Origin of the sequence: Mesorhizobium sp. ESP-6-4 (genome assembly GCF_020164735.1) — a bacterium.
Classification (GTDB): domain Bacteria; phylum Pseudomonadota; class Alphaproteobacteria; order Rhizobiales; family Rhizobiaceae; genus Mesorhizobium.
Window position 1 is genome coordinate 462,143 of sequence record NZ_JAIUGS010000001.1, and the last position, 14,146, is coordinate 476,288.

The window sequence follows — 14,146 nt, forward strand, 5'->3', positions numbered from 1 at the left end:
GAGGCTTTCGCCAATTTCCAACGCTGCAGGAAAGTGGCCAACAATCGTGACGGTCCCCTTCTCCCCGTCACTACAGGGGGAGAAGGTGCCGGCAGGCGGATGAGGGGCAGCGCCATCGTCCGGCTCCTTACTCGGCCTTCACCTCCATCACGCCGGTGGCGGTGCGGGCCGAATATTGCGGCCGGTACATGTCCTCCACCGTCGCCGCCGGATGGGCGTAGGTGCCCGGCGTCACGGCGCGCACGACATAGGCCAGCGTGATGTTGCGGTCGCCGTCGCCTTCGTTCGGATTGAAAGCGGCGACGAAGCGGTCGTTGCGGAACTCCAGATGCGCGGCGTCGGTTTGCGCCAGCCAGGAGAAGTTCGATAGTTGCGCGCTGGAAACCAGGCTCGGATTGTCGATCTCGAAGCCGGCCGGCAACAGGTCGGTGATCAGGAGCCGCGACGGCCATTTGTTCTGCTCATAGACCTTGAGCACGACCACGTAGCGTTCGTTCTGCTTGGCCTCGGTGACGTTGGCCTCGGTGCCGTCGAGCTTGTAATAAGTGCGCGCGATGGTGAAACCGTCGCCGCCGGACGGCAGCGGCTCGACCGGCGCGGCAACCGCGGTCACCACCGCCTGCAGCGGCGTCGCGCCGGTGTTGGCGATGGTGAGGGGGCTGTCGACAAGCTCGCTGCCGGCGACCTGGTCTGAATAGCCGCCCGAATGCGGCGCGCCGTTGACGGAAAGCGTGATGGAATCATTGCCTTCCTTCAGCGCCCGCGCGGCCAGCAGCATCCAGGATTCGTCCTGCGTGCTCGTCCAGCGGGCGTCCGCGCGTGCCACGCCCACCAGCTTGATCAGCTGCGGCATGATGCTCGGCACCGGCTTCGATTCCGCCGCCAACGCCAGCATCGCCGCGCCGTCACGCAGCCGCGAGCCGTAGTCCGAGCGGTAGTAGTCGTAGTCGGTTTCCGACTTCGCCAGCCTGAGCGCCGTCTGGAAGGTGGCTTCCGAACGCTGCGCGTCGCCATAGAGCGCCAGGCTTGCCGCCAACTGGGCGACGGCCATCGGGCTGGAGAAGGCTTCGAGCTGCGTGTCGGCATAATAGCGCAGGTCGCCGATCGAGGCCTTCTTGTTGCGGGCGAGCACGTAGAGCGCATAGGCGATCTCGCTGCCCTTGTCCTGGACGTCCTGGTCGTAGCCGAGTGCGTTCTGCAGGTTGTTGAGCGCCTGGTTCATGGCCAGCGCCGGCACATCGTACTTCTGCTCGCGCGCCCGGGTCAGGAACTCCGTGACATAGGCGTCGAGCCACAGATCGCCGGAGCCCGGCCCCCAGAGGCCGAAGCTACCGCTTGCCGCCTGGTAGGACAGCACCTTGTAGATGGCATCCTGAATGCGGCCATGCAGGTCCGGATCGCTCTCCATGCCGATGCTCTTGGCCATGTCGTTGACGTAGAGCAGCGGCATGGCGCGGCTGGTGGTCTGCTCGGCGCAGCCATAGGGGTAGCGGTCGAGCGACATCAGAAGCGACGGCACGTCGAGCGCGGACGACTGCGAGACGCCGACGCTGACCGAAGCGCCGTCGAGCACGCTTGCGGCAAGCAGTTCCTTGTCGACGCGCAGCGAGCCGCCATTGGGCTTGAGGTCGACAACCATGCGGTTGGTGACCGGAAGCTGCGCCGGGCGCACCGGCAGATAGAGCGTCTGCTCGACTTCCGTGCCGTCGGCATGCGCGAGCTTGACTGTGACCGAGGCGTCGCCCGCGGTCTTGGCGACCAGCGGGAAGGAGAGCGACTGCCGCTTGCCCTGGGCGAGCGTCAGCTTCTCGGGCAGTGGCTTGTCGCCGGTCGACAGGTCGCCGGTCGTGGTGACCGAGAGCGCATAGTCGCCGGCCGGGCCGTCGGTGTCGGCGATGTCGAGGCGCATGGTCGCCGCATCGCCCGGCGCCAGGAAGCGCGGGAGGCCGGCGGTGATCACCACCGGATCGCGCACGATGACGTCGGTCTGGGCATGGCCGACCGCATCCTTGGTCCAGGCGACGGCCATGATGCGCACGGTTCCGTTGAACTGCGGGATGTCGAAATCGACCCGCGCCTTGCCATTGGCGTCGAGCTCGACCGGGCCGGAGAAGAAGGCGATCAGCTTTTCCGTCGGCGGGCTGCCTTGCGCCTGCATGTTCGCCCCATCACCGCCGGTGCGTATCTTGCCCATGGTGCCGAGCGAGCCATCGATCAGGCGTCCGTAGAGGTCGCGGATCTCCAGCCCCAGCATGCGCTGGCCGAAGAACCAGTCCTCGGGATCGGGCGCCTTGTAGTTGGTGAGGTTGAGGATGCCGACATCGACGGCAGCCACCATCACATAGGCATTGCTGCCGGCCTGAGCGCCGCTGACGGCGACCGGGATCGACAGCTGCTGGCGCGGCACGGTTTTTTCCGGCGGCGTCAGGCTGACCGCCAGCTTCTTCGATCCCGGATCGACCGATAGCCATTGGATGCCGATGGCGCGGGCCGGCATGCGCGATTCCTGCGCGTCGCCGGGCCGGAACAAGGTCGCCGTGACATAGGCGCCGGCGCCCCAGTCGTCGCCGACGGGGATGTCGACCGTGCTGCCGCCGGCCGGCACCGAAGCGGTGACGGTCTTCAGCAGCTTTTCGGCACCGATGGTGACCAGAAGCTCGCCGGCAAAATGCGGCGAGACCTTCAGCTTGGCGACTTCGCCGGCAGCGTAGGTGTCCTTGTCCAGCGCGATCTCCAGGCCATCGGGCGTCTCGGTGGTGGTGGAGGCGACATACCAGCCGGCATCGAACTCATAGCTGGTCGCCGGACCGTCGGGATCGGCGGTCTCGACCTCGAGCCGGTAGCGGCCCCAGTCGACGGGCAGCGACACGGTCGCCTCGCCATCGGCCTTCAGGTCGACCGCGCCATTGGCAACGGCCTTGGTGAGGTTCACCGCTTCGTAGTTCCAAGAATTGTTGGAACGGTACCATTGATAGTTCCGCTCGACCTTGACCAGCGACCACTGCGCGCCCTTCAAGTCTTCGCGCTTGCCGTTCGGGTCGATGGCAATGATGCTGAACTTGGCGGTGCCGCCCTGCGGCACCTCATCGCCCTCGAAATCCGGGCGAATACCGATGACGTCGCGCTGCGGGCGAACGCCGATGTCGAGCGAGCGCTCGACGGCGCGGCCGCCGGCCTCGCGCATGCGGACGGTGATCTTGGCGTTGACCAGCTTGGTGGTCGACGGCAACTGGGCGATCGTGACCGGGAAGGTCGCCTTGCCGTCGTCGCCGACCAAGGGAAGGTTGGCGAGAGGCGTGACGGTCGGCTCGCTCGACTGCTCGTCGGCCAGGCCGAAGGTGAAATCCTTGAAGCTGTCCCAACTGCTTGTGGTCGACAAAGTCAGCTCGCCTTCAAGCGCGAGGCCCGCGGCCGGCGCGCCATAGAGGAAGCGGCCGTCGACGGTGGCGTTGGCGGTCTCGCCCTGGGCGATCTCCTTCTTGTCGGCGGTCAGGTCGAATTCGATGCGATCCGGCACGAAGTCTTCCACCAGGAACATCTGGCTGGCGACCGGTGACTGCTTGGGATCGGTGTAGATCGACACCGTCCAGGTGCCGCGCATGGCGTTGGCCTCGAGCGGCAGATCGACGGCGTGGCCGCCGGCGGACTCGCCATTGCTGATTATGCGGCGGTTCTCGACCCCGTCTGGACGCGTGAAGATGAAGGTGAGCGGCAGGTTCTCAACCGCTTTTGCCGCGCCGTCGCGGGCGAGGGCCGCGACGTGAACGTCCTCGCCGGCGCGGTAGATGCCGCGCTCCGTCCAGGCATAAACGTCGAGGGCGCCTGGCGAGGCGCGCCCCTCGACGCCGCGATCCGACAGGTCGAAGCCGGCCTTGCCCATGTCGAGGAAGACGAAGTCGTTGTCGCCCTGCTTGGCCATCAGCACGGCCGGCACCATGCCGTTCTCGCCGCGGGTGAGGCCCGGATTGAAGACGGCGTGGCCCTCGGCGTCGGTGGTCGCCGTGCCGAGAATCTCGTTGTTCCTGGCAAGCAGCGTCAATTCGGCGCCGGAGATCGGCTTGGCCGACCCCAGCGAACGGGCAAAGACGTTGAGGCCGTCCTGGCCGGTATAGGTGGAAAGGCCGATATCGGAGACGACGAACCACTGCGTGGCGCGTGAACCATAGTCGTCGCTCTTGTCGTCGACCGGCTGCGCGGTCAGCACATAGACGCCGGGCTTGCGCTGCGGGATCGCCTCATCCACCGGGAACGAAGTGGTAACCTCCTTATTGAGATCATTGGCGATTTCGAGCGTGCCTGACCAGACGGGCGAGCCCATCTGGTCGGAAATGGTGGAAATGTCATAGCCGTCGAGCTGATGCAGGAACTGATAGCCGGACAGAAGCTGCGCCAGCGAACGATCGCCAATGCGATAGAGCGTCATCTTGGCGGCGTTCATGTTGACAGTGACGACCGGGATGCCGCGGCGCGCCCCGGCCGGCAGCACGAAGCTGTCGCCGGTGAAGCGGGCGGAGGGAGCGCGGTCCTGGACGTAGATCGACAGCACGACGGGCGCGGCGATCGTCTCGCCGATCGCCGACGGCAGGCCGGCGCGGAAGGTCACGTCATAATGCTGGCCGTGTTCCAGGCCTTCGACGCAGATCTGCTTGTCCTTGGCCTCCACGGCCTTGGGCGCGGCGTTGTCCACCGTCACGAATTGCGAATAATCGACCCCGGTCTTGACCAGTTGCTCGGAAAACTGGGCGCAGATCCGCGGCGAGGAGGAATCGGCATCGACAGTGTGCTCGACGACGCGAAAGCCCTTGCGCGCCTTGAGATCGGCATAGTCGGCCTGGACGGCCGGCGAGCTCACCAGCGCAAGGCTCGCCTCATAGGCCTGCAGCGAGGGCCGGTAGAGGTCGCGCTTGTCGAGGCCGGCGCCAAGCAGCGCCAGCGCCTCGGCACGAGTCTTTGCCGTGCGCACCAGCTTGTAGGCGTTGAAGGCCGCCGAGGTGACATTCATCGGCAAAGTCGAAGGTTCAGTGGTGTTCGACGCCGGCTGCACGGCAAGCGTCTCGCGCGCCAGCGCCAGCCACAGCGCGCCGTCATCGGGCAGCACCGAGACCGCGGCCTGGTATTTCTGCATGGCAAGACGATGGTCGCCGGTAAGCGATGCCTGCTCAGCGGCGGCCTGCAGGGCGGCAAGCCCTTCGGTCGGCTTGTCATAGGCCGGATCGGTCAGCTTGTTGCGGAACTGCTGGGCCTGGTCGGCCATCCAGTTGGGGAAAAAAGCCAGTGCCGGCGGAGCGCCGATATCGGGATCGCCGTCGACATTGGCGACCTTGCCGGCGACTGCGCCGGTGAAGGATTTCAACTGGTTATAGTCGGATTTGAGAAAACACCATTTGGCCTTGGTGTTGTAGGTGAAGGCGCGGCAGGCGGGATCGCCGAGACATGCGGTCTTGCACTGGTCGAGGCTGACATTCTGCTCCGACCTCAGGTCGAAGCCGAAATAGTCGGAATTATCGGTCGTCACGATTCTCCGGGCTTCGGCCGCAAAGGCCGCTCCGCCCAGGGCGAAAAAGATGAGAAGAAGCAAAGAGAGACCACGAGCCGCGCGCATTGCCATACCACCCTCCAGACATCGCCAGCGTCCGGGCATGATCAAGCTTCGTGCAGGCTTGTCAACGCCGGAGCGCCGCAGGTTTATCACCCGCGAACGGTTTCCATGCCGGCCAAAGGCCGGTATTTCGACAGAACCTCTGTGAGACGGATCACACATTCTTGCGAAAATGCAAAAGGTGTGAATTCCAAGCCCGGTCTATTTCAGACAATTGGATTGTGGCCCCTTTACGAACGTTGCGGAACTTCATTCCAATTTTAGTTTTGTCGACTAGGTTGTCTTAATGCCGGCGCATGAAACGCAGATGTCAAAGGGGATCGCGCCAGGGCGCGGGCTCCCGCGCGCCCTGCTTTTCGCGCTCGTCTGCTCGACCGTGCTGACCGTAGAGGTACGGCAGGCGGCGGCTTTCGAGATTTTCGGCATCAAGCTTTGGGGCTCGTCCAAGGACGAGGATGCCGACATCGTCGATCCGCTGCGCTACTCGGTGACGATCAATGCGCCTGATGCCGACAAGGATCTGATCAAGAGGCTCGAAAACGCCTCGGCGCTGAAAAATGACGAGGATCATCCGGTGTCGGGGTCGCTCGGCCTGATGGCCAAGGCACGCGGCGACCGCGAACAGCTCGTCGCCGCCCTCTACGCCGATGCCCGCTACGAAGGCGTGGTCACCATCACGATCGAGGGCAAGTCGATCGACGAACTGCCGCCGGATGCCGAGTTCAAAGGGCCACAGCCCATTCCGGTGGTCATAACGGTTTCCCCCGGGGCGAAATTCACGCTTGGCAACATCCGGCTGAAGGGCGATGCGGCGGGGTTGGCGGCAGCCGATTTCGGCCTGATCGCCGGCGGCGATGCCGGTTCAGGCGCGGTGCTCAAGGCCGAACTGCTGATCGTGCGGGCGCTGAAGGAAGAGGGCAGGCCGCTTGCCAAGGTCACGAACCGCGAGATCGTCGCCGAGCACACCAGCTCGACGCTGGACGTGACGTTGACGGTGGCCGCCGGCCCGGTCGCCGGCTATGGCGACACGACGGTCGAGGGCACGGAAAAGGTCGATCGCGACTTCACCGAATACATGACCGGGCTGAAACGGGGACAGCAATATTCGCCGCAGGAGATCGACGATGCGCGCGACCGGCTGCTCGGGCTCGAGGTCTTCAACAGCGTGACGATCAAGGAAGGCGACAGGCTCGACGCCAACGGCAACATTCCGATCGGCGTCCAGGTGAGCGAGCGGAAGCCGCGCTATTTCGGCGTCGGCGGCAGCTTCTCGAATACGGAAGGCCTGGGGCTCGAAGGCTATTGGGGCCACCGCAACCTGTTCGGCCAGGCCGAGAAGCTGCGCATCGACGGCTCGATCAGCGGCATCGGCAGCAACAGCCTTTCCGCGCTCAACTACAATGCCGGCGTCATGTTCGAGAAGCCGGGCGTGCTGGGGCCGACGTCGAAATTCTTCACCGGCATCAAGACGGTGTTCGAACACCCCGATGCCTATGACCATTTCTCGGTCAAGGGCGACGTCGGCGTTTCCTACGATCTCGACAAGAAGCAGAGGGTGTCGGCCGAATTTGACCTCGATTATTCGAGGATCACCGACGCCTTTGGCAAGCATACCTATCTGATCGCCAGCGTGCCGCTGCAATATGTCTATGACAGCCGCGACAACAAGCTGAACCCGACCAGGGGATTCCGATTCTTAGCCTATGCCGAGCCGAGCTACGACATATTGAATGGCGCGACGTTCCTGAAGCTGAAGGGCGAGGGCTACACGTACCAGTCGCTCGACACGGCAAGCCGGTTCGTGCTCGCCGAGCGCGCGACGCTGGGCTCGATCGTCGGCACCGGGCTGCAGAACGTGCCGGCCGACCGGCGCTTCTATTCCGGCGGCGGCGGCTCGGTACGCGGCTATGCCTATCAGGGCATCGGCCCGAAGGATATTAACGGCCAGCCGATCGGCGGCCTCTCCTTCTTCGAGACCTCGGTCGAGATGCGCATCGGCATCACCGACACGATCGGCATCGTGCCCTTCGTCGATGCCGGCACGGTCTCGACCAAATCCTTCCCCGATTTCTCGAATGTGAAGGTGGGCGCCGGCGTCGGCCTGCGCTATATTACTCCCTTCGGGCCGTTGCGCATCGACGCTGCCGTGCCGCTCAACCGCGATCCGGGCGATCCGCATTTCGGCATTTATGCCGGCATCGGCCAGGCGTTCTGACGATGAAGATGGTCTGGCGCATCCTCCGTATCTGCCTCTACGCGCTGCTTGTGCTGCTCATGGTGGCGATCGGTGCGCTTGTCGTTCTGACCGGCACCGAAGGCGGCCGGCAGAATCTTGCCGGCCTGATTTCGAAGATGGCTTCGAACGAGGACCGCAAGGTGACGGTCAGCGGCATCGAAGGCATCTGGTCGGGCGCGCTCAGGGTCGACCACATCGTGCTGGAAGACCGCGCCGGCCCCTGGATGGTGGCGCGCAAGGTAGTGCTCGACTGGTCGCCGGCGGCGCTGCTGTCCTGGAATTTCAATGCCGACCACTTAGCCGCCGAGCGCATCGAGCTGGCGCGGCTGCCGCAGCCGAGCCAGCAGCCATCGCAAGGTGGCTCGTCCAGCCTGCCGGTGTCGATCGACGTGAAGCAGATCGACCTGCCGGAGATCGCGCTTGGACAGGAGCTTGCCGGCAGCGGCATCGCCGAACTGGCCGCCAAGGGTTCGCTCAAGGCCGATCCGTCGCCGCTGGCGATCGAAAGCGTGCTCAACGTCAGCCGCCATGACGGCAAGCAAGGCAATGTCGACGCCAAGATCCACTTTGCGCCGGCCGACAACAAGCTCGACCTCGACCTCAAGGCGTCGGAGCCGGCCGGCGGCATCATCGCCAATTTGCTCAAGCTGCCGGATGCGCCGCCCGTCAACATCGTCGTTTCCGGCGGCGGGCCTTTGGCCAACTGGAGCGGCGTCGGCACCTTCATGGTCGACGGCCGGATCGTCAGCCAACTGACCGGTCGGCACCAGCTCACTGACAAGGGCCACCGCATCGAGGCCAAGGGCGACGGCCAGTTCGAAGAGTTCCTGCCGGAGAAGATAAAGGCTTTGTTTGCCGGTAAGACGAGCTTCGACCTCGCCGGAACGGCGACCGCGTCGGGTGGGATCGATATCGAGCAGGCCATCATAGAGAGCGATGCGGTGCACGGCACTGCCACCGGCAATGTCGATCCGAAGGGCGCCAGCGACCTGGCGGTCGAGCTCTCCGCCAAGGACAAGCCGGTCACCGTCGATGTCGGCAACAGCGCGGTTCCGATCCTGGTCGCGGTCGAAAAAGCCACGGTGCGCGCCTTCGGCGACGGCGAGGCGCCAATGGTCGATATCGGCACGTCGCTTACTTCGGTCGCCGTCGGCGGCACGCAGCTCAACAATATTACGGGCGAGATCCATTCCGACGGCTTCGACGTCGAGACCGTTAGCGGCCCGGTCGCCATCAAGCTCGCGGCCGCCGGCCTGAAGACCGATGTGGCGACGCTGGCGCCGCTGGTGACCGGCAAGCTCGCCGCGGATCTTTCCGGTACGATCAGCCGCGAGACCGTGACCATCGACAAAGGCACCTTGCGCAGCGATGCGCTCAATGCCGGGCTGACGGCAAATGTGGCGCTGGCCGATTTGTCGATGACGCTGAAGATGAATGCCGACGCCGTCTCGAAGGCATTGCCGCCGCAGATCAGCTCGCTGCTTGGCGAGCGGGTGAAATTCTCGGCCACCGCTACGCGCGATCCGCAAGGCGCGTTCGCCGCCAATTCGCTGGAGATCAGTTCCGGTTCGCTCAGCGCCAGCGGCACCGGCAGCATGCAAGGATCGGATATCCAGGCCAGCGTCAAAGGCACGTTGGGCGATGTCTCGCCACTGTCGTCGCTCGCCGGCACGCCGCTTGCCGGCGGGGTCAATTTCGCGCTGACCACGAGCGGCCCGCGCTGGGCGCCGGATTTCTCCGTTTCAGCAGACAGCGCCAGCCTGACGGCCGCCGGCCGCACGGTGAAGGACATCAAACTCTCGGCCAAGGGCAAGGCCGACATCGCCAACCCGTCCGCCGAAATCTCGCTGACGGGCAGCGCCGAGGGGCAGGCGCTGGACATCGCAGCCTCGCTGGTGACGGCCGACGGCAAGCGCTCGATCAGGGGCCTCAGCCTGGCGCTTGGCGACAACAAGGTGTCGGGCGATCTCGCGCTCGACGACATGTTCCTGCCGCTCGGCACGCTGACGCTTGCCGTGCCCGACATCGGACCGCTTGCGGCGCTCGCAAATCAGAGCGCGACCGGCGATATCAACGGCACGATCGCCTTCGCCAAGGACGGCGAGGCGCCGACTGTCACCATCAATGCGGCCAGCAAGTCGATCGCGCGCGGCGATCTGGCGGCGAAAGCCATCACCGTCAACGCGCTGATCGCCAACTACCTGAAAGGGCCGGCGATCTCAGGCACGATCAAGGCCGATAGCGTGACCTCCGGCGGCACGGTCATCAGCGGCATCGGCATCGATTTGAAGCGCGACGGCGATTGGACGAACTTTACCGGCGGCGCCACGGCGTCCGGCATTCCGGCCACCGCCACCGGCCGAGTGAAGATCGCCAACGGCACGACAAGCGTGGAAATCGCTTCCGGCGAGGCGACGGTGCGCGGCATCAAGGCGGCCATAGCCGAGCCTTCCAGCCTCTCCATCACCAATGGCGTGACCGCCATCGAGAAGCTCGCGCTCAATCTCGGCGGCGGCTCGGCGACGGTTTCCGGCAGCGCCGGTCAGGCACTGGACCTGACGGCCAATCTCGCCAACCTCCCGCTGGCACTCGCCAATGATTTCGTGCCCGGCCTCGACGGGGCCGGAACGCTGGAAGGCACGGCACACGTCACGGGTCCATCGTCCAATCCCGACATTCAGTTCGACGCGAAGTTGGCGGGCGCCGAGACCAGCCAGACCCGGCAGGCGGGGCTCGGGCCGCTGGATCTGGACGCTGCCGGTACTTACACGCTGGCGGGCGGCGTCGCCCTGGACCACGCCACGCTTTCGGGCGAAGGGATTTCAGGCAAGGCCGCCGGCACTCTCAACCCGAACGGCGCCAGCGATTTCTCTCTCGATCTTACCTCATCCGGAGCCAGCCTGCCGTTGACCGTCGGCAGCGCCCAAAGCCCGGTCAAGATCGCCGTCCGGTCCTTGTCGGCAAAGATGGCGGGCGAAAGCACGCAGGCGCGGCTCGATGTGTCCGCGATCCTGCCTTCCATTGCCGCCAGCCAGGCGACGGTCGACGGCCTCATCCTGGCGCTGCATTCGGACGCCTTCGACCTCAGGGGGCGGGCTGGTCCGGTTTCCGGCACGGTGTCGGTGGACAGGATCGGCCTCGACAATCCGACGATCGCGCCGCTGATCGCCGGCAAGGTCACGGCCAAGGTCAATGGCCGCCTGACGACCGATGCCGTTGCCGTCGACAGCGGCTCCTTGAGAAGCGATGCACTCAACAGCCAGGTCGCCGGCCGGATATCGCTGGGCGACGGTTCGGTCGACCTCAAGATGAACGCCAATGTCGCCTCTTCAGCCTTGCCGGCGGCGGTGCGCGGCATGCTTGGCGAGAGCGCTGCGTTGAGCGCCTCGCTGAAGCGCGATGCCAATGGCAATGTCAATGTCGACGGGCTGAAACTGAATTCCGGCGCGCTCAGCGCCGACGGGCAGGCGAGCCTTGCCGACGGCAAGCTGGCCGCCGGGATCAGAGGCGCGTTGAGCGACGTTTCGGGGCTGTCGAAAGACGCCAAGGGCGCCATCGCCTTTGTCTTGAACGCGCAAGGCCCGGTCACCACGCCGGACCTGTCGATGACGGTGAGCAGCGACCGGCTTTCCGTGGCGGCGCGCGAGATCACGGGACTGAAGCTTACGGCCAGCGGCAAGGCCGATGCCGCCAATCCGGCGGCCAATGTTGAACTCACCGGCAATGTCGCCGGGCAGAATCTGCAAGGCAGCGCGGTGCTCGCCACGACCAATGGCAGCCGCGCGATCAATGGGCTTTTGCTGTCGCTCGGTCCGAACAAGATTGCCGGCGATCTCACTCTCGACGATGCCTTCGTGCCGGTCGGCACCGTTTCGCTCGACTTGCCCGATATCGGGCCGCTGGCCGCGCTGGCCTTGGAAAAGGCCGAGGGCAATGTGCGCGGCACGATCGCTTTTACCAAGGCAGCCAACGGGGCCAATGTCGCCGTCAAGGCGAACACCTCGGAGATCAAGCGCGGCGATCTTTCCGCCAGGAATGTCGCCATCGACGCGCAGATCGCGAATTACATGGCAGCACCGGTTATTGGCGGCACGATACGCGCCGAGAGCGTGACTTCCGGCGGAACCGCCATCGCCGGCATCGATGTCGACCTCAAGCGCGACGGCGACTGGACCGGCTTCTCCGGCGGCGCCACCGTCAAGAATATCCCGGCGAAGGCAGCCGGCCGGGTAAGGATCGCCAACGGCACGACGACGGTCGAGCTCGCGTCGGGCCAAGCGACGATGCAGGGCATCAAGGCCGCGATCGCGCAGGCCTCGACCGTGACCATCGCCAACGGGGTGACGACGCTCGACCGGCTGGTGCTGAATCTCGGCGGCGGCACGGCGACGGTGACGGGCAAGGTCGCGCAGACGCTCGACATCAACGCCAATCTGGCTCGGGTGCCGATCTCGCTCGCCAACAGTTTCTCGCCGGGTCTCGACGCGGCCGGCTCGGTCTCGGGCACGGTCAAGGTCACCGGCGCGCCGGCGACCCCATCGGCGGCCTTCAAGATCGACGCTTCCGGCGTGCAGACCTCGCAGACGCGCGGCGCCGGCCTCGGCGGCATGAATGTGTCGTCGTCGGGAACCTTCGTCGGCAACAAGCTCGCTTTCGATGCCGACATCAGCGATGGCGCCGGCCTCGGTCTCAAGGGTGGCGGCACGGTGGCGACGGCAGGCACGCCCACCTTGGCGCTCGACTTCAAGGGCAAGGTGCCGTTTTCCTTCCTTGCCGCCAAGCTCGCCGCGCAAGGTCTGGCGCTCAACGGCACTGCCAATGTCGATGTGCAGGTGCGCGGTCCCGCATCCGCGCCGGTGATCAGCGGCAAAGTCACGACATCCGGCGCGCGCCTTATCGATGCGCGTTCCGGCCTGGCGGTCAACGATATCGACGCCGACGTTTCGATCGGCGGCGGCGTCGCCAGGATCAATCGCTTGACCGGAAAGCTGTCGACGCGCGGCAGCCTGTCGGCCAGCGGCACGGTGGGCATCACGCCGGCGCAAGGCTTCCCGGCCGACCTGTCGATCAAGCTCAGCGATGGCCGCTACACCGACGGCCGGGTAGTGACCGCCAATCTCGGCGGCGACCTGACCGTCAAGGGGCCGCTGGTCTCGGCACCGGTGATCGCCGGCACCATCAATCTGGCGAGGACGGTCATCACCGTTCCGGACAAGCTGCCCGGGTCACTCTCGGAACTCAACGTCAAGCACAAGAACGCGCCACGCGCCGTGCGGGCACAGGACAAGGCGCTGCGCCCGCCGACGTCCAGCGGCAGCAGCAAGGGCGGCAGCGGCCTGACGCTTGACGTGACGGTCAACGCGCCGAACCAGATCTTCATCCAGGGCAGGGGCGTCGACGCCGAGCTCGGCGGCTCGCTCAAACTAACCGGCCCGGCGTCGTCACCGCAGGCTGTGGGCACTTTCACCTTGCAGCGCGGACGGCTAACGATCCTTGCAAAACGGCTGACATTCACGGAGGGCACGGTCGGGTTCCAGGGATCGCTGGTGCCTTACCTCAATCTCACCGCGACCACCACGACAAGCAGTGCCACCGTGACAATCGTGGTTTCCGGCGAGGCGACCGATCCGAAATTCAACTTCTCCTCGGTGCCGGCGCTGCCCCAGGACGAGGTCCTGGCGCAGCTCATCTTCGGTCAATCCATGTCCAGACTGTCACCGCTGCAGATCGCCCAGCTCGCCGACGCCGCCGCGCAATTGGCAGGCGCCGGCGGCACGACCTCGCTGCTCGACAACCTGCGCAACGCAATCGGCGTCGACGATCTCGACGTGACGACGGACGAGAAGGGCGGCACCGCGGTTTCGGCCGGCAAATACCTTAACGACCGCACCTATGTGACCATACAGAAGGGCGACAAGCCGGGCTCCGGCAAGGCCACGATCGACCTCAATGTCGGTCGCGGCGTGAAGCTGCGCGGCGAGGCCAATGATGCCGGCGAAGCCAAGGGCGGCGTCTTCTACGAACGCGAATATTGAGGCCGCGCCGGCGCTTCTGTGTCTGCCCAGCAGGCTGGCCGCCGCGGGGACGGGGCCGTTATCCGTATAAAATGTATTGATTTAATCGCCCGCAACGATTTTTTTGGAAATCCGCCTCGCGATAACAAATTTGCGTCAAGACTGTCGCTAACGCGCGAACCGGGTTGTAGCCAAAGATGCACATTCCCTGGCATGTTCCTACTCCACACCGTGTTTTGACATCACGGTCTGGATGCGGAATGTTAAAAGGCGGAAAGCCAACAATGGGAGTAAGTC

Annotated in this window: 3 protein-coding genes; 2 read left to right on the top strand and 1 reads right to left on the bottom strand. The window is 65.2% G+C overall.

What is annotated here, in order from left to right:
• Positions 1-127: 127 nt before the first annotated feature.
• Positions 128-5,608 (bottom strand): alpha-2-macroglobulin family protein, encoded by a 5,481-nt coding sequence (locus tag LB523_RS02120; protein WP_224600741.1) that lies wholly within the window; start codon positions 5,606-5,608, stop codon positions 128-130.
• A 277-nt stretch (positions 5,609-5,885) separates the two neighbouring features.
• Between LB523_RS02120 and LB523_RS02125 the strand changes: the two genes are divergently transcribed.
• Together LB523_RS02125 and LB523_RS02130 are read left to right on the top strand one after the other, a co-directional pair.
• Positions 5,886-7,814, top strand: coding sequence for an autotransporter assembly complex protein TamA (locus tag LB523_RS02125; RefSeq protein WP_224600742.1), 1,929 nt, complete (start codon positions 5,886-5,888; stop codon positions 7,812-7,814).
• Positions 7,815-7,816: 2 nt separating this feature from the next.
• Positions 7,817-13,870 (top strand): translocation/assembly module TamB domain-containing protein, encoded by a 6,054-nt coding sequence (locus LB523_RS02130; protein WP_224600743.1) that lies wholly within the window; start codon positions 7,817-7,819, stop codon positions 13,868-13,870.
• The last annotated feature ends 276 nt before the right edge of the window (positions 13,871-14,146 follow it).

Coding starts and splice junctions, on each gene's coding strand:
- LB523_RS02120 (WP_224600741.1), bottom strand. CDS start 5,608: ATGGCAATGCGCGCGGCTCGTGGTCTCTCTTTGCTTCTTCTCATCTTT.
- LB523_RS02125 (WP_224600742.1), top strand. CDS start 5,886: ATGCCGGCGCATGAAACGCAGATGTCAAAGGGGATCGCGCCAGGGCGC.
- LB523_RS02130 (WP_224600743.1), top strand. CDS start 7,817: ATGAAGATGGTCTGGCGCATCCTCCGTATCTGCCTCTACGCGCTGCTT.